Raw genomic sequence first — 17,896 nt, 5'->3', positions numbered from 1 at the left:
CTCAACCACCGCCCGGTGCGCGGAAGGTGCTGCCCGCGTCCTGCCGGTACGGCGCGTCGCGCCACTGCCCGAAGTCCAGGACCCGGCTCGGGTCGTGCGCGACGAACTTCCACGGCCCGAGGTAGACGTTGTCGCGCCAGCGGTTGTGCTGCTCGCGGGTGATCGCCTCGGCCACCCGCTCGCCCCGGTACGGCGACCAGTGCGGGTAGGTTCCGTAGTTGGCCAGCAGCGCCATGCGGTCGCACCTGACCGTGCAGCCGACGACGGACTTGTCCAGCACGAAGCGGTTGTCGTGGATGTCCACCCGCTGGGTCTTCCACCGGCAGTCGGCGTACAGCGGCGCGGTGGCGATCGCCGGCTGGGCGCAGCGGTCGGTGTCCTCGACCAGCAGCGTGCAGACTCCGGAGGAGGTGTTGGCCGGGCTGTTGCAGAACCGGTCGGCGTTCTCCCAGAGGGTGATCCCGGACCAGTTGTCCTCCAGCACGTTCCCGTAGACCTCGATCTCGTCCGTGCGGGCCCGGACCCGTGGTTCGCCACCGGACTCGGAGAGGTAGACGGTTCCGAACGGGAAGGTGTCGCCGCGCTCGGCGTGCCGGCGGCCCTCCACCCAGTTGTTCCGCCGGATCGTGTTCTCCCGGATGACCGCGTTGTAGCTGGTCTCGTAGATCAGCGCGGCACCGTCGTTGGCCTCCAGCCCGTTGCCCTCGATGCGGAAGTCGTTGTTGTTGGTGTCCGCCCACAACCCGGGTCCGCGGTTGTCGTGCACCCAGTTGCCGCGCACGTCGGCGCCGTCGACGGCCCAGAACTTGACCCCGCCGGTGCAGCCGCAGCCCGGTCGCCGCCGCTCCCAGTCGCCGGTGTTGTTGCCGGTGATCTCGTTGCCCTCGACCACCAGGTCGCCGAGGCGGCCGGCGGCCTTGTACGCGTTCATGCCGTACTGGCCGTTGCCGCGCAGGCAGCTCGCGCGGACCCGCTGGCCGGACCCGGCCATCAGTCCGGCGCCGGAGTTGTCCTGGATCGTCGCGTGCTCGATCACCCAGCCGTCGGCCGAGTCGTGGTTGACCACGCCCTCGTCGTGCGGCGCGACGAAGTTCTGCACCGTCAGGTGGCGGATGGCGACGTCGCGGGCGGTGCCGCCGAACGCGTACTGGTTGGTCCCGCGCCCGTCGAGCACGGCGCCCGGGGCGGCGAGGTAGCTGTTCCCCTCCTTGGGGACGACCTGGGCGTACCGGCCCGGCCGGAGCGTGTGCCGGCCCGGTCGCAGCCAGAACGTGGTGTGCGGGGGGCTGTTCCGGGTCTTCGCGGCCAGGTCGCCGGCCACCGCGGGGTCGACGGTCACCGCGCCCGCCGGGGCCTTCGCCGGCCCGGCCGCGGGCTCGGCGCACACCCGTGCCACGGACGTGGGGGGCGCGGCGGACGGCTTCGCCCGGGCGTCCGGTGCGCGCTCGCAGCCGGTCGCGGCCAGCAGGGCCAGCGCGAGCGGCGCCGCCGGCACCGTCCAGCGCCGCCACCCGGCGCCCGCGCGACCCTCCCGCACGGGCTCGTGCCGGGCCCGCACGGCGCCGCGCCGCCCGGCACGCGTTCCCGCCGCACCGGCCGACGCTCCGGGCGCACCCGGGTCCGGCGCCGTGGTCCGGCCCGCCCGGAGCCCGCGCCACACGCCTCTCCCGCCGCCCCGCAGACCCATCGCCGCCCCCCTCAACCGCGGAACCCGAGCACGGTGGTGAACGCCTCGGCGCCGTCGGCGAAGCCGGTGCCGACCAGCGTCGTGGCGGGCTCCCTGCGCCCGAAGCCGGCGGAGTACCAGCCCAGCGGCGGGTCGCTCTCGCCGCGGTGCGCCCGCCAGGTCAGCCGTCCGGGCAGGTCGAGCGCCGCGGAGCGGTCCGCGCCGTCCCGGCTCCAGGCGAGCACCGCCCGGTTCCCCACCAGGTCCGCGGTGATCGCCGGGCCGAGGTGGAACGCCAGCCGCACCGCCCGGCGCGGACCGCGCACCTCGTCGACCACCCGCAGCTCCCGGCGCGCGGCCGCCAGCTCCACCCGGCGGCGGTGCACGGAGCCCCGGTAGCCGTCGTGCTCGGCGCACCAGCGGGACACCCCCTCCTCGGACGGGTCCGCGACCAGGACGCGGCTGCGGGCGTGCCGGGTCCACAGGAACGGGCCGCCGGAGACGGACTGGTCGGCGCCGTCCACCTCCAGGGTGTTGTGGCCGAGGGTGGAGCGGAAGTACCGCCGCCACTCGGGCTGCCCGTGGTAGCAGAACGTCCCCGGGTCGGCGAGCACGTCCACCCCGTCGTGCCGCACCTCCACGGACAGCGCGTCGGCGTGCGCGTGCGCGGCGATGGACAGGAACCCGTGCGGACCGCCGTCGCAGCGGCACCAGATCTCCGTCCCGCCCCGCAGGATGGTCATGCCCGCGTCGGCGAAGTGGGCCGGCCGGCGCGCCGGGCGGGGCGCGGCCGGTGCGCCGGGCCGGACGAGCGCGGTCAGCAGCGGGGTGCGCACGTCGGTGCCGGTCACCGCGGGCCACCAGGGGAGCCGCCCGAACAGGGCGTCCCCGGTGGCCAGCAGCGAGGCCCAGCGGTCGGTGCCCGCGCCGTCCACGACCAGGCCGTGCCCGTCGTCCGCGTCCCCCTGGCGCGGCGGGCGCAGCCGGCCGTCCACGATGGCCGCGAGCGCGTCGGTCATCCGCAGCAGCACGAGCCGGACCGGGGCGGGGACCGGAACGGCGGCGGCGTCCGCCTCGGCCACCGCGGCCAGGCCGAGCTCCAGCACCAGCGCGTGGTACTCGGTGGCGAGCTCCCGGTTGAGGCCGGAACCGAAGGTGTTGCCGTGCAGGTGCCGCTCCAGCGACCGCAGCGCGTCGGCTCGCCAGCGCGCCGAGGAGGGGAACCAGCCGAACGCGCAGGACGCGGCCACCTGCCCGGCGGCCTCGGCGACGACGTGGTTGTTGGCCGACGACCCCCGACTGGGGAAGGCGGCCAGCCAGCGCTGGTGGTGCCAGATCTGGCCGAGCGCCACCGGGTTGTCCTCGAACAGCCCGGCCGCGCCCGGCCAGCCGTCGAGCAGCCGGCGGACCCACACCCACGACAGCAGCCGGATGCCCAGCTCGATGCCGCTGGTCCAGTGCACGCCGTGCAGCGGCGCGTTGGCCGCCCACCACGACCGCAGGTGACCGGCCACCCGCTCGGCGTACCGCTCCTCGCCGGTGAGCGCGTAGGCGGCGGCGAGCACGGTGAGGTACTGGTGCCGGGACAGCTCCCAGATCTGCTTGACGTCCCCGACCGCGTCCTCGTTCCGGTACGGCACGTCGAAGGCGTAGCCGCCCGGGGCCCGGCGCCCGGTCTTCGGGTCGTACCACCAGTCGGGGTCGACCAGGTCGTCGCGGGCCACCCCGAAGTACTCGGCGTGCCCGGCCATCAGCCGGTCCGCCTCGGCGACCAGGCGTCGCGCGGCCTTGGGCGGTACCGAGTCGAGCGTCCCGGCCGGCAGTGCCGCGGTGAACCGGGCGCCGGTCACGCTCGGGCAGCCGGGCCGCGCCGACCGCCACCGCCGTCTGCGCACCGCGTCGCCCACCCGGCCGCCGACCTCGCGCGGTCCCATCCGGGACAGCCGCCGCAGGTACCAGCCCGCACTCCCCGCGCGCACGGTCATCGCGCCCTCGCCAGCGTCACGGGCGCGCCGGTGACCAGGCTGGTCCGCACGGCGAGGGTGGCCGCCGTGGTGGCGACCAGCGACTCCAGCGGCACCGGCATCGGCCCGCCCGTCCGCACGGCGTGCACGAAGGCGTCCAGCTCGGCGCGCTGGCCCTTGTCCCGCGCCCTGGGCAGCCGGGAGCTGACCCACCGCCGGCGCCCGTACACCGAGGCGCGGACGAAGTCGTCGAGCCGCAGCGCGCGGCCGTCGGCGACCAGGTCCAGCGTCTCCTTGGGGAAGCCGGCCGGGCCGGTGGTGACGTAGCTGACGGTGGCGGTGGACCCGTCCGGGTAGCGCAGCACCACCTGGAGGTCCTCGTCGCCGGACGTGGTGACCGCGTACACCGAGGCGGGGTCGGCTCCCAGCAGCCAGCTCGCCGTGTCGATGAAGTGGCCGCCCTCGCCGGCGAACCGCGAGCCCTCGGTGCCCCGCCGGAGGTACCAGCTCCCGTGCTCCAGCCTGCCCGCGTTGACCAGGTAGCGGACGCTCGCCGGCCCCCTCCGGGCGCCGAACCGCCGCCTGGCCTCCCGCAGCAGCGGCGCGAACCGGCGGTTGAAGCCGACCTGCAGTCGGTCGTTGCCGGACTTCTCCACCGCCGCGAGCACCCCGGCCAGCTCCTCCTCGGTGAGTGCCAGCGGCTTCTCCACGAACACCGCCTTGCCGGCCAGCAGCGCCCTGCGGGTCAGCTCGGCGTGCGAGCTGTGGCGGGTGACGACGAACACCGCGTCGACGGACGGGTCGTCGAGCACGGCGTCCAGATCGGTGGTCGCCTCGGCGAAGCCGAACTTCCGCCGCGCGTTGGCCGCGGACAGCGCCGTGGTGGTGACGACCGTGGACAACTCGACGCCGTCGCGCCGAGCCAGGTGCGGCAGCAGCATCGACGTCGCGTAGTTCCCCGCGCCGGCGAACGCCAGCCGCAGCGTCGCCCCCGCGGGCCGGGCCGGGGCGGAAGCGCCGCCGCGCCGCACCGCCGGCACGGCCACCGCCGCCTCCTCCGCCTCCTCCTTCGCGTTCCCCGTCCCCTCCGCCACCTCCGCTTCCCCCGCGCGTCCGGGGTACCGGAACAGCACGGCCACGGCCCGCAGATCGCCGTCCTTCAGGCGCTGGTACGTCTCGACGGCGTCCCCGAAGTCGGCCGTGTGGGACACCAGCGGCTCCACGTCGACACGGCCGCGGGCCGCGAGGTCGAGGAAACACGCCAGGTTGCGGCGCTCGGTCCAGCGCACGTAGCCGATCGGGTAGTCGCGCCCCTCGATCTCGTACTCCGGGTCGTAGCGCCCGGGGCCGTAGGAGCGGGAGAACCGGACGTCGAGCTCCTTCTCGTAGTACGCGTTCCACGGCAGGTCCAGGCGGCACTTGCCGATGTCGACGACCCGGCCGCGGTCCCGGCTCAGCCGGGCGGCCAGCTCCACGGGCTGGTTGCTGCCGCCGCCCGCGGCCAGGTACACCTGGTCCACGCCGTGACCGCCGGTGAGTTCGGCGACGGAGTCCGCCACGGTCGCGGAGGCGGGATCGCCGCAGGCCGCCGCGCCCAGCCGCTCGGCGAGCCGGCAGCGCGCTCCGTCGGGGTCGACCCCGACGACGCGTGCCCCCGAGGCGGCCAGCAGTTGCACCACGAGCTGCCCGATCAGCCCGAGACCGATGACCAGCGCCACGTCGCCGAGCTGCGGCTCACCGCGGCGGACGCCCTGCAGCGCGATCGACCCGACGGTGCCGAAGGCCGCGTGCCGTGGTGCGAGGCCGTCCGGCACCCGGGCGTAGAGGTTCTTCGGCACCCAGTTCAGCTCGGCGTGCAGCGCGTGCTCGTTGCCGGCGCAGGCCACGAGGTCACCGACCGCCACGTCGTCGACCCCGTCACCGACCCGCTCGACGACCCCGCACAGCGAGTAGCCCAGCGGCGTGTAGGAGTCCAGCCGGCCGACCACCTTGCGGTAGGTGGCGGCCATCCCGTTCGTGGCCACGCTCTGCGCGACCTTGGCCACCTGGTCCGGCCGGGACCGGGCCTTGCCCAGCATCGACATGCCGGCCTCGGACACCTTCATCAGCTCGGTTCCGGTGGATATCAGCGAGTAGGCGCTGCGGACCAGCACACCGCCCGGCTTGCACCCCGGCACCGGCACGTCGAGCAGCGCCAGCTCGCCGCTCTTGTAGTTCTGCACAACCTGTTTCACCCGAAGTCCTCTTGTCTCTGCGTCGTCAACGTCGTCAAGGGGTGTTCTGGCCGGTCCCGGCGGTCGCGCCGCGATACCAGTACTCGAGGGTCAGCACGTGCCACAGGTGCTTCGAGAAGTCCCGGTGCCCGGCGGCGTCCTCGGCGACGAGCCGCGCCAGCGCGTCGCGGCGCAGGAGGCCGGAACGGACGAGCGCGCCGTCGTGGACCACCTCGCGCACCAGCGGCGCCAGGTCGCGGCTCATCCAGGCGCGCAGCGGGGCGCTGAACAGGCCCTTGGGACGGTGCACGATCTCCGGGGGCAGGACCGAGCCGGCCGCCTCCTTGAGCACGGCCTTGCCCTGCCGTCCGACGACCTTGCGGTCACCGGGCACGGCGAACGCGGCCCTGACCACCTCGACGTCCACGTACGGCACCCGCACCTCGGTCGACGCGGCCATGCTCGACCGGTCCGTGTACGCCAGGTTCAGGCCCGGCAGGAACATCCGGGCGTCGCCCAGGCACATGCGGTTGACGAAGTCGTCGAGCTCGTTGTCGTGGTAGGTGTCCGCGTGCTCGGTCAGCACGTCCTCGACCGTCCCTGCCAGGTCCGGATCGACCAGGGCGAGCAGCTCCTCCCGGTCGTACAGGGTGTAGCTGCGCCGGAAGGCGGTCTCCTCCGGCAGCTCGGCGAAGGACAGGAACCGCTTCGCGAAGCGCACCGACCGGTATCCCCGGCGGGCCGTGGCGACCGGCAGCCGGTCCACGGCCGCGGACAGGCCCCGGCGCAGGGGCCGCGGGACGCGCTGGTAGCGCAGCGCCATCAGGTTGGCCAGGTGCTTGCGGTACCCGGCGAACAGCTCGTCGGCCCCCATCCCCGAGAGCATCACCTTGACCCCGGCCTCCCGGGCGGCCGAGCAGATCAGGAACGTGTTGATCGCCGCGGGGTCGCCGATCGGCTCGTCCAGGTGGTACGTCATCCGCGGCAGCAGGTCGAGCACGTCCGGAGCGATCTCGATCTCGTGCAGGTCGACGCCGAAGCGCTCGGCCACCCGCCGGGCGTAGCGCAGGTCGTCCGGCATCGCCTCGAACCGGGCGTCCGCGGCGCGGAACCCGATCGTGTAAGCGGAGATCCCGGGACGGTCGCGGGCCGCCAGCGCGGTCAGGTAGCTGGAGTCCAGTCCGCCGGAGAGGAACGTCGCCACGGGCACGTCGGACAGCAGGTGGCGCCGGGTCGACTCCTCGACGACGGCGGCGACGTCCGGCAGCTCGCCGCTCCGGGCGCGCTCGCGGCCCTCGGCGGCGACGTCCCGGAGGTGCCAGAACCGGCCGCGCTGCACCCGGCCGTCGGGCCGGCACCGCAGCCAGCTTCCCGGCGGCAGCTTCTCCGCCTCGCGGAACGCGCACCGCGAGTCCGGCACCCAGTAGTACAGCAGCGAGGCGACCAGCGCCGCGTGGTCCACCCGCAGCGACCCACCGGTGACGGCGGCGAGCGCCTTCAGCTCGGAGGCGAACACCACACCCGCGCCGCGCCGGAGCAGGAACAGCGGCTTGACGCCGAGCTGGTCGCGGGCGAGCACCAGGTCACCGGTGCGCTCGTCGAAGATCCCGAAGGCGAACATGCCGCGCAGCCGGGGCAGGCAGTCCGTGCCCCAGCGCCGCCAGGCCTCCAGCAGCACCTCGGTGTCGGAGGTGCCGCGGAAGCGCACCCCGGTGGCCGCCAGCTCGGCCCGCAGCTCGGGCGCGTTGTACAGCTCGCCGTTGTACGTGAGGGCGAGGCCGCCGGAGACCATCGGCTGGGCGCCGGTCCCGGACAGGTCCACGACGGCCAGCCGGCGGTGCCCGAGGTGCACTTCGCCGTCACCGAGCCGGTGGCCGTAGCGGCCCGCCCCGTCCGGGCCGCGGTGGGCGAGGGTGTCGGTGAGCCGGTCGGTCACGGCCTTCCCGTCCGGCCATCGGTACGTGCCCGCGATGCCACACATGTCCTACCGTGCCTCCTGGTTGCCGTCCGGAACCCCCGCCGCGCACACCGGCGGCCGCTCCGTGCGGTGCCGGCCCGCCCCGTTGCGCCGGGCCGTCCGCTCGGCCGGGCCGCGCGGTGCGGTGCGGTGCGCGTCCCACAGCGTGCCGTCGGTCCGGTCACCCGGATCGGGGTCGATCAGCACCGCGCCGAGCACCCCGACGCGCTGCTCCGCGAGCTGCCGCGCCACGGTGTGCAGCCACGCGGCGCTGCCGTGGCCGGCGCGCACGACGAGCACCGCCTGCGTGCCGAGGCCGGGCAGGTCGGTCCAGGCCGTGCCGGGCGAGACCGAACCGACGCCGAGCCGGCGCCCCTGCCGCGGCCCGGTGGCCGCACGCTCGCCGCCGACCACGGGCGGGTCGCCCGGCTTGGGGCGGCGGCCGGCGAGTCGTGTGCCGGGCAGTTCGTCGACGACGACCACCGGTCCCTGTGCCGCCAGTGCCCTGGCGAGGTCCAGGGCGAGCAGGCCCGTGGTGCGCGCACAGCCCAGTTCCAGCAGCGACACCGCTTCCGCGGAGCCGCGCACGGTGCGGGCCAGGGAAGCGACGAGCCGTGCCCGCGCCGCCCGGGTCCGGCGCCGCCGCCACGGGCCGCCCGGCCCGCGGGGCAGCTCCGCGACGACCGAGGTACCGAGGTGCGCCGCGACGTCCCGGCGCAGCACGGGCCGGTCCGCCACCACCGCGCCGACCGCGGCCACCGCGAGCCCCAGGACGAGCCCGAGGACGAGCCCGATCGCGGCGTTGGTGGCGGCGGTCCCGGGCAGGGAGTGCGGCACCGCGCGGGGGCCGTCCACGATCTGGGTGCCGGCGACGAGCCGCGGCGTGCCGACGCGCGCCTCCGCGGCGCGCTGGCCGAAGTCGGCGATCTGCGAGGTGAGCTCGGCCCGGCGGGCGAAGAGCGACTCCATGTTCGCCGCCGCCCCCGGCCCGCTCTCCGGCGAGCCCTCCTCGATTGCCTCGTTGACCTGGGCGAGTTCGTCCTGCGCCCGCTTCCGCTGGTCGAGCAGGGCCCTGGCGTCGGCGGCCGCGGCTTCCTCCACCCGCCGCACGTGGTCGGCGACGAACGCGTCGGCCAGCGCCCCGGCGCGGGCCACCGCCTGCGCGTCGCTGTCGCCCGCCACGGTGATCTGCAGCACGTTGTTGGTCAGGCCGACGCCCTCGTACTCCCGCAGGAAGTCCGCCGGTCTCTCCGCGGAGCCGAGGGACCGCAGGGCCGCACCGGCGACCCGCGTGGTGTGCAGCAGCGCGACGTCGGTGCGGATCAGGGTTCCGGGGTCGTTGGGCTGGTCGCCCTGGTGCGCGACCAGGACCTTGGTCACCGCGGTCGGCGGCGGCGGCAGCAGGACCGCCACCGCCGCTCCGCCGAACAGCCCCAGCAGCGCCGCGGCGCACCACAGCCGGCGCCGCCTGCGCACCGCGACGACCAGGGCCTGGAGGTCCAGCAGCGGAACGGCGGCGGGCGGCTCCGGCGTCGTACCCGTCGTCACCTCGCACCTCCCGTCGCGTCGTCCCCGACCGCGAGCGCCGGGCCGGCGGCAGCCGTCGGCCCGGCGGCAGCCGTCGAGCGGCCGGCGGACCGCGGTGGACGGGCCCGGACCGCGCCCGCGAGGACGACCCCCACGACCTCGTGCCCGGCGTCCGCGCACGCCTCGGCGATGCCGGCGAGCTCTCCCGTGGTCCGGCTCCCCGCACTGAGCACGACCAGGGCACCGGACTCCTCGTCGCGGTCCGGCACGACCGGCCGGGCCACCGACACCCCCACCACCCGCAGCAGCGGATCGCCCCCGGCCTCGGCGACGAGCCGTGCGGCGGCCCGGCGGGCGGTCTCGTCGCCGTCCGGGACGAGGGCCAGCAGCCGCCGGGGGGCCGGCAGCCGCTCCCTGAGGCGGGCGCACAGCCGCCGGTAGCGGACCCGCCTGCTCGCCTCGTCGCCGGACGGCCGCGGGGCCGGCACGTCCCACCGGGTGTCCACGCCCAGCAGCCGGCGGAGCCGGGCCCGCGGGTCACCGGCTCGCCCCTGGCGCGCGGGCCGTTCACCGGGGACGTCGACGCTGCCCAGCGGCACCGAGCCCAGGGCCGCGGCGACCTCCGGCGCGGTACGCGGTCGGCGGCCCGCCCGGGCGGCGGTGAGATGGCCGATGACCGCGACCACGAGGAACAGCAGCGCCCCGGCGCCGACGAGCTGCGTCCTCGTCGGCGGCGCCTCCCCGGTCGGCCGGGCCGCCGGACCCATGACGACCATGTCGGCCTCGCCGGCGGCCGGGTCGGCCCGCTCCAGCGTGTCGACGGCCTCCTGCAGCGCGGTACGCAGCTTCGCGAGCTCGGTGCGCGTCTGCACGCTCTCCACCGTCCGCCCCGGATCGGTGGCGTCGGCCAGTTCGGTGATGCGGCGGCTGGTCTGCGCCACCAGCCGCCCCAGGGCCTCGGGCCGCGTCGCCGCCTCGGGATCGGTGCCGGCGCCCGTGGTCTGTCCGGCGAACGTGACGAACTGCTCGGCCACCTGGTCGGCGAGTCGCTGTGCGCGCTCGGGGGTGTCGGCCGTGGCCGAGATCTCGATGATGTTCCCCTCGGCGGCCTCGGCGCTCACCCTCTCGCGCAGCTCGCCGCCGCCGACGCCGGGCCGGCCGAGCGTGGCGGCGGCGCGGTCGAGCACCACCGAACTGTTCGCGATCGCCACCTGGGTCAGCAGTTCGCGCTCCCCCCACGCCCCCGGCAGCAGTACCGAAGCCGACGTCGTGTAGCGCGGCGGCAGCAGCGCGGAGGCGCCGTAGCCGACGAGTGCGCCCACCACGGCGAGGAGCGTCAGGAGCCGCCAGCGCCCACGGACGATCCGCCCGATCGTGGCCAGGCGTATCGGGTCATCGCTCAACGGCGCGGCCTCTTTCCCGCCCGGTGCGGACCGCTCCCCGACACCGGGGGGCGCTTTCGGCAGGCGGCGGCGTAGGCCGCGAGCAGCGCCGCCTGCGAGTTCCGCCAGGCAAGCGGCCCGCCCACCCGCTGCCGGCCGATCTCGCCCATCCGGGCCCGCCGCCGCGGATCGTCCAGCAGCACCGCGATGAGCTTGGCGAACTCCGCCTCGTCGTTCGCGGGCGCGTAGAGGGCGGCGTCACCCGCGGAGACCCGCGCCTCCCGGAGATCGAACGAGACGATCGGCCGGCCGATCACCATGTACTCCAGGACCTTGTTCATGGTCGAGACGTCGTTGAGCGGATTGCGCGGGTCGGGGGAGAGGCACACGTCCGCGGTGGACAGGTAGCGCACCAGGTCGGCGTCCGGGACGCGCCCGGTGAACTCCACCCGCTCCGAGAGCCCGAGCCGTCCGGACAGCTCCACCATCGCCTCGAAGGTGTCGCCGGCGCCGACGAACACCGCGTGCCAGTCGGTCCGTCCGAGCTCGTCGCGCAGCTTGGCCAGGGCCCGCAGGGCGTAGTCGACGCCGTCCTGCGGGCCCATGACGCCGAGGTAGCACAGCAGGTGCGGCTTGCCGCGCTTGAGCCGCGGCTCGGGCGGCACGGGGCGGAACCTGTCGACGTCGGGGGCGCTGCGCACCACGAAGACGTCCGCCGGCCGCCGCCCGCCACGGCGCACCGCGACGTCCCGGTAGCTCTCGTTCGTGGCGAGCACCACGTCCGCGGCCCGGTAGGTGAGCCGCTCCAGCGCGCACACGGCGCGGTGGAGCAGGTCCTCGCCGCGGCCGAAGCGGGAGAGGTACAGCTCGGGCACCAGGTCGTGCTGGTCGAAGACGAAGCGCGCCCCTCGCCGCTTCAGCCACAGGGCCGGCAGGAACAGCAGGTCGGGCGGGTTGCAGGCGTGGACCACGTCGACCGGGCCGACCTTCCGGGCCAGCCGGAACGTGTGCCACAACGCCGCCCCGTACTCCCGCAGGTAGCCGGCCGGGCCCCCGGTGGCCGCGCGCAGGGGGTAGCGGTGGATCCGCACACCGTCGACCACGGCCTCCGGCTCCGTGTCCCGCCTGCCTCCCCGGGGGCAGATGACGTGCACCTCCCAGCCCGCGTCGCGCAGCGTCGTGCACTCCTGCCACACCCGCCGGTCGAAGGGCACCGACAGGTTCTCCACCAGGATCAGCGCGCGCCGGTGCGGCCGGTCGCGGCTCGTCGCGTCACCAAGCAAGGCCCAGGTACCCCGGTTCTGTCCGGCGCGCCTCGGCGTCGGGAAGGCGGACGAGGTCGATGATCAGCGGACGGCCGCCATGGGGCAGCGCCGACAGCACGGCCGGGTCGCTGGTTCCGACCAGGCACACCTCGGCGTGCTCCAGCACCTCCTCGACGGAGTCCGCGAGAAGCTGCGCGAGGTGCGGCAGCCGGGTCTCGATGTACTCGCGGTTCGCGCCGAGCAGCCGGGACAGGCTCACGTTGGCGTCGTAGATCCGCAGGTCGTACCCCTTGCCGAAGAGCCTCTCGGCCAGCTCGACGAGCGGGCTCTCGCGGAGGTCGTCGGTGCCGGGTTTGAAGGAGAGCCCGAACAGGCCCGCCCGGCGCTTGCCGGTGCGCTCGACCAGGTCCACCGCGCGTTGCAGGTGGTCGGCGTTGGAGGGCAGCACGTGGGCGAGGATGGGCACCGAGACGTCCGCCCGCTGGGCCGCGTGGACCAGGCTGCGCAGGTCCTTGGGCAGACACGAACCGCCGAAGGCGAAGCCGGGCCGCAGGTAGGCGGGGCTGATGTTCAGCTTGCGGTCGGCCAGGAACACGTCCATCACCTGGTGCGAGTCCACCCCGAGCGCCCGGCACACCGCGCCCAGCTCGTTCGCGAAGCCGATCTTGAGGCCGTGGAACGCGTTGTCCGCGTACTTGATCGCCTCGGCCGTCGGGACCGGCACCCGGAACACCTCGCCGGGCAGGCCGTCGTACAGCGCCGCCACCGCGTCGCCGCTCGCCGGGTCGAGCTCGCCGATGACGGTCTTGGGCGGGTCGAAGAAGTCCCGCACACTCGTGCCTTCGCGCAGGAACTCCGGGTTGACCGCCACCCCGAGGTCCACCCCGGCCGTGCCGCCGACGTACTTCTCCAGGATCGGCACCAGCAGGTTCAGACAGGTGCCCGGGAGCATGGTGCTGCGGAACACCACGGTGTGCCGCCCGCCCCGCTCGGCCAGCGCGGCGCCGATCTGCTCGGTGACCCGCTCCAGGTACGTGGTGCACAGGCTGCCGTTGGACCGCGACGGCGTGCCCACGCAGACCAGCGACACCTCGCTGGCCGCGATCGCCTCGCGGACGTCGCCGGTGGCGCGTAACGCCCCCGTCCGCACGCCCTCGGCGGTGAGCTCGCCGATCCGCTCCTCGACCACCGGGGCCCTGCCGTCGTTGACCAGGTCGACCTTCACCTGGTTCACGTCCACCCCGACGACCTCGTGGCCCATCGCGGCCAGGCACGCGGCCGACACGCAGCCCACGTAGCCGAGCCCGAAGACGCTGACCCTCATGACGCGTTCCTCCCCCCAGGCGGGCCCTGTCGGCCCGCGGCCCGCACGTCGGCCGGACGACCACCGCGCATCAGTAAGCCCCCTGCCCGTAGACCACCGCACGCAGGGTTTTCCACAAGATCACTGTGTCCAGGGCCAGCGACCAGTCCTCCACGTACCGCAGGTCCAGCCGCACCGTCTCCTCCCACGACAGGTCGCTGCGTCCGCTGATCTGCCACAGGCCGGTGAGTCCGGGCTTGACCAGCAGCCGCCGCCGGATCTCCGGGCCGTAGGCGGCGGACTCCTCCGGTAACGGAGGCCGCGGACCGACCAGCGACATCGACCCGGTCAGCACGTTGAGGAGCTGCGGGAGCTCGTCGATCGAGTACCGGCGCAGCACCGCTCCCACCCGGGTCACCCGCGGGTCCCGGCGGAGCTTGAACAGCAGGCCGGCGCCCTCGTTGCGGTCGGCCAGCTCGGCGCGCGTCCGGTCCGCCCCGGCGACCATGGTGCGGAACTTGACCATGGTGAACTCGCGGCCGTCCTTGCCGATCCGGCGCTGGCGGTAGAACACCCCACCCCGGCTGTCCACCAGCACGAGCAGAGCGACGCACACCATCAGCGGCGCGAACAGCACCAGCAGGATCGCCGCGCCCACCCGGTCGACGACTCCCTTGACCGCCCGGCGGCCCCCCGTGAAGGCCGGCATGCTGACCCGCAGCAGCGGAATCCCGAGCACCGCGTCGACGTGCAGCCGCGGCCCGGCGACCTCCATCAGCACGGGGGCCACGACCATCTCGGCGTCGCTGCCCTCGAGGTTCCAGGCCAGCCGCTGCAACCGGTCCGGTGACCAGTGCGGGTCCGGTGTGACCGCGACGACGCGGTAGCCGTCGCGGCGGACATGGCCCGCGACGTCCGTCAGCTTGCCGACGACCGGAACCCCGTCCAGCCGGTCACCGTCCGGCCCGCGACCGTCCGGCGTGCACACCGCGTCCACCCGCCAGCCCAGGTGGGGGAACCTGCGGGTTCGGGCGATCAGGTCGCGCACGGTGGCCTGGCTCCCGGCGGCGAGCACCGGCCGCAGGCACCGTCCCTCCTTGCGCCGCCTGTGCAGCCGAAGGCGCAGCAGATACCGCGCGGTCATGGTGACGAGCGCGATCGCGGGAATCGCGACGAAGATCCAGAGTTTGATGTTGCGCGAGGTGAGGGCGATTCCGGCGAGCGCCAGTACGACGGTCGCCGTGAACAGGGAGCGTCCCAGCCGACGGAATTCCTCGGCACCCTGGCCGAGCACGGCCGGAGCCCACGACCGGCTCACCGCGAGCGCCCCCAGCACCAGCAGTTCGGTGCCGAACGCGAGGATCACCCACTTCTCGTGCCAGTCGGCCGCGTCCCGGGCCCCGAAGAAGTTACCGATCGCCGCCACGACGAAGGCGGTGGTCACCGTGTCGGCGGCGATCACGGTGCGGCGGTACCGCTGCTCCCAGTCGACCGCGAACCGGCCGACCGCCTCGTCCGCCAGTCGCTCGCGCGCCGGCGGGAACGGGCTGGCTAATCCCCCTTGCCGCACAGAAACCCCCAGGTCCCCAGTGGTTCGACGTGTCCACCCAGCACCGTTCCTCCCCCGCGGAAGGCCCCGCCCCCCGCGTTGTTCCCGCCCGCTGAAGGCGGCTCCCGCCCCGCTCCGCGCATGGCGTCCCGGCGTCCTGGCCAGCCGCCTGAACAGCCCGCCCCGGCGGCGGGACCCACGTGTGCGGCCTGCCTCCCGAGGTGTACGGGCACCGTCGGAATTCCGGCCGCTCTTCTGTGCGAAAGCCCCCGCGGGCTCCGGAAATCGATCACCCCCACGTCTGGCGCCGGGAACGTGATCACTGGCATTCCGCAGCACCGGACCCACAGAGCACCGTTGTCCGCCCCGAGCCCGAACTCCTGAGGCACGGTCAATCTAGACCATGGGAGCCGGTATGAAGAGAGGATGTGTGGAAATTGTGCTCAACCTTTGAGGGCGACGCCACCGACCGCTGACCGCACACGGGCGCCCCGACGCCCCGCGTGCCTCCACAGCCTGCCCGTCGCGGACCCGGCTGCCGCACGACGGCGATCGACGAGCCGCGGCGACCCTCCACCCGCACCGGGCGCGGGGACGGCGCCCCGCTGCCCGCACACCGCGCACGCCCGACGCGGGCGGGGCGTCGCCCGGGCGCCGCGTCGCACCACGCGACGGCGCCGCCGCCAGGCCCGAGGGCGCGCCCGCCCGCCCCACGGCCCGACGCCCGCTCAGGCGCGCGGAGACGCGGAGGGAAGCGGCGCGGTCCGGGACCAGCCGACGCACGGCGCGTGGAGCGTACCTGACCTGCGCCTGTGGCACCCGCGTGGCGTCCGCCGCCCCGCCCGGTCGGCCGACCGGCCCGGCAATGAAGAACGATGCGGAGTCAGCCTCCACGGGCACCGGCCGCGCGCCGTCCCGACACGGCACCCGACGCGTGCCGCGCGGGTCCGGAGCCGACCGCGAAGAGCCTGAGCCCGGGCCCGCGGAGCGCGCCGGGCACGGCCAGAACCTATCCGGACACGGGCACCCGCGCGGGTGCGGCCGGGTGGATGAGGGAGCGCAGCTTCTCGCGGGTCTCGGGGTCGGTGGCGTAGACGATCGTCCCCACCATGCCCCGCGTCAGCAGCACCTTGTAGGTGTTGCGGACGAGCCGGTCGATCTCGTCGTCCGGCGTCGCCTGGGTGAACACCGGGTCCTTGGACGCCGTGCGGTCCACGACCCAGCGGTCGGTACGCCACACCAGGTCGGGGCCGATGATCACGCCCGACCAGTCGTACTCGAAGCCCTGCGCGGTGTAGACGCAGCCGACCTGGCCGAATCCGGCCGGCTCGGTCGCCCACAGGGGCGCGGGCGGCGCCCCGAACACGGACCGCTCGCCGTACACGTTCCAGGGCCGCGCCCAGTCGCCGATGACGACGTCGGCGGGGAGCGCCGTCATCTCCGGGGTGAACCTGGTGGTCCACTTCCAGCAGTAGCCGGCCGACATGCGCGCGCCGTAGCCTTCCGCGCGTCGGGCCACGAGGAAGTCCTCCAGCTCCTGGGGGCTCTCGGCCGTCCGGAGTTCCAGCCTGCCGTCCGGCTCCCAGCGGGTGGGGGCGCCGCCCTCCAGCCCGAGCAGGTCGACGACCCACTTCTCGTAGGCGTCGCTGCCGCCGCAGCGGAACTGCCCGTCCAGTTCCACGACCTCGCACTCCAGGCCCACCGCGGCGGCGGCCCGCTCGATCTCCTGCCTGGTGCCCATCTCGCCCGGCCGCACCACCTGGTGCTGGTCGAGCAGGAACACCGGTACCCGGGCCGCGTCGATGAGTTCGTAGACCTGGGGGCGGCCGGTGCGCAGTTCCGCCCTGGTGAAGCGGTTGGCGGAGGTCCTGCGGAGGCGGTGGGCCTCGTCGCAGATCAGCACGTCCAGGTCGTTCGGCTCGGCGTCCATGAAGCTGTTGAAGTACATGAACAGCTTCTGCACCTCGCGCTTCCTGGCCCCGGCGACCTTGCGCATCGTCTTGGTGAACGACCCGGAGCCGGTGGCGTGCAGCGCGGTCTCCCCGCGCCGGTACAGCTCGCCCAGCAGCGACATGGCGATCACGCTCTTGCCGGAACCGGGACCGCCGGTCACCACGATGACCTTCTTGTGGTTCCCGCGCTTGGCCCTGCGGACGGCGGCCATGACCTTCTCGTAGGCGACCCGCTGCTCGGCGAGGAGCACGAACTGCTCACGGTCGCGGATCTCGGCCGAGGCGACGGCCATCAACTGCTTCGACGGCCGGATCTTCGCGTCGCGCAGCAGGTCGGCGGCCTGGGCGCCGGGCTTGGCGGCGAGCCGGGAGCTGAGGAAGTCCAGGAAGGCGCCGCGCTGGTCGGCGGTGTACAGCCGGCCGTGCAGGTCCTCCGGGACGCCGCGGAGCCCCGCGGTCCGCGCCTCGGTCGCGTTGTGCAGGTAGGCCACGCCCGCCAGGGACGCGGGCATGCGCTCCAGGGCCGCGTTGAACGCCAGCAGGTACGCGCAGTAGCCCCGGACCTGCTCGATCGGGTTGAGCACGGGGGCCGGGTAGGCGTCGATCCGGCAGAGCAGCGGCTCATCCTCCTCGGGGTAGGCCGCGCCCCACTGCTTCAGCTCGACGACGACGTACGACGGCTCACCGGTGGTCGGGTGCACGCCCGCGAGGACGGCGTCGGCGCGCTTGCTGGTGAGGGGCAGCCCGTACTCGATGATCACCTCGACGTCACCGAGGCCGGCCTCCACGAGCGCGTTGACGAGAGCCGGGAGGCTGCGCTCCCAGGACCGCACCTCCGCCTGCGCGGGCCTGCGCCCGTGCAGGTGGGCGAAGTTCTCGACCAGGTGCAGCGTCAGCGATCCTTCGAGGATGCGGGTGGCCACGGACGCCGCGGACTCACGGAACAGCAAGGAAATGCCCCCAGGCAGCACGAAGAAGACTCGTGCGGGTGGGGGCATGTCCTCCGGTGACCGCCGCGCGCCGGGGGCGCGGGGCGGGCCAGGAAGCCCGTCGGGCCGCTGAGATGTTGTGGCGTCATCCTAGGCGAGCCCGTGCGCCAGGGCGTGGGGGACGCTACG

Annotated in this window: 10 protein-coding genes; all 10 read right to left on the bottom strand. The window is 74.7% G+C overall.

All coding sequences use genetic code 11. The features are described from left to right. Window position 1: 1 nt before the first annotated feature. The 10 genes from OSB71_RS18895 to OSB71_RS18850 all read right to left on the bottom strand — a co-directional run bounded on the left by OSB71_RS18895 (window position 2) and on the right by OSB71_RS18850 (window position 17,728). Window positions 2-1,495 carry a right-handed parallel beta-helix repeat-containing protein gene (locus tag OSB71_RS18895; RefSeq protein WP_265949592.1) on the bottom strand — a complete coding sequence of 498 codons (1,494 nt, stop codon included), beginning with the start codon at window positions 1,493-1,495 and terminating at the stop codon, window positions 2-4. Window positions 1,496-1,698: 203 nt separating this feature from the next. Continuing rightward, window positions 1,699-3,651, bottom strand: coding sequence for a heparinase II/III family protein (locus OSB71_RS18890; protein ID WP_265949546.1), 1,953 nt, complete (start codon window positions 3,649-3,651; stop codon window positions 1,699-1,701). Continuing rightward, complete coding sequence (locus tag OSB71_RS18885) at window positions 3,648-5,864, bottom strand: bi-domain-containing oxidoreductase (protein WP_265949544.1); 2,217 nt, start codon at window positions 5,862-5,864, stop codon at window positions 3,648-3,650. The genes OSB71_RS18890 and OSB71_RS18885 overlap by 4 nt, the downstream gene beginning before the upstream one ends. 34 nt (window positions 5,865-5,898) lie before the next feature. After that, on the bottom strand, window positions 5,899-7,824 hold the full coding sequence (gene asnB / locus OSB71_RS18880; RefSeq protein ID WP_265949543.1) for an asparagine synthase (glutamine-hydrolyzing): 1,926 nt from the start codon (window positions 7,822-7,824) through the stop codon (window positions 5,899-5,901). Window positions 7,825-7,827: 3 nt separating this feature from the next. Then, window positions 7,828-9,348, bottom strand: coding sequence for a Wzz/FepE/Etk N-terminal domain-containing protein (locus tag OSB71_RS18875; protein ID WP_265949541.1), 1,521 nt, complete (start codon window positions 9,346-9,348; stop codon window positions 7,828-7,830). Beyond that, window positions 9,345-10,730 (bottom strand): GumC domain-containing protein, encoded by a 1,386-nt coding sequence (locus OSB71_RS18870; protein WP_265949539.1) that lies wholly within the window; start codon window positions 10,728-10,730, stop codon window positions 9,345-9,347. The genes OSB71_RS18875 and OSB71_RS18870 overlap by 4 nt, the downstream gene beginning before the upstream one ends. Beyond that, window positions 10,727-11,992: a glycosyltransferase family 4 protein gene (locus OSB71_RS18865; protein WP_265949537.1), complete on the bottom strand. Its 1,266-nt coding sequence runs from the start codon at window positions 11,990-11,992 to the stop codon at window positions 10,727-10,729. The genes OSB71_RS18870 and OSB71_RS18865 overlap by 4 nt, the downstream gene beginning before the upstream one ends. Further along, the gene (locus OSB71_RS18860; RefSeq protein WP_265949536.1) at window positions 11,982-13,298 is read right to left on the bottom strand and encodes a nucleotide sugar dehydrogenase; all 1,317 of its coding nucleotides are present in this window, start codon (window positions 13,296-13,298) and stop codon (window positions 11,982-11,984) included. The genes OSB71_RS18865 and OSB71_RS18860 overlap by 11 nt, the downstream gene beginning before the upstream one ends. Before the next feature lie 70 nt (window positions 13,299-13,368). Beyond that, window positions 13,369-14,847: a sugar transferase gene (locus OSB71_RS18855; protein WP_265949534.1), complete on the bottom strand. Its 1,479-nt coding sequence runs from the start codon at window positions 14,845-14,847 to the stop codon at window positions 13,369-13,371. Between the two features lie 988 nt (window positions 14,848-15,835). Then, on the bottom strand, window positions 15,836-17,728 hold the full coding sequence (locus OSB71_RS18850; RefSeq protein WP_265949533.1) for a DUF2075 domain-containing protein: 1,893 nt from the start codon (window positions 17,726-17,728) through the stop codon (window positions 15,836-15,838). Window positions 17,729-17,896: the final 168 nt, after the last annotated feature.

Source organism: Streptomyces marinisediminis (genome assembly GCF_026262575.1).
Taxonomy (GTDB): Bacteria; Actinomycetota; Actinomycetes; order Streptomycetales; family Streptomycetaceae; genus Streptomyces; species Streptomyces marinisediminis.
This window is presented reverse-complemented; position numbering and strand designations above follow the sequence as displayed.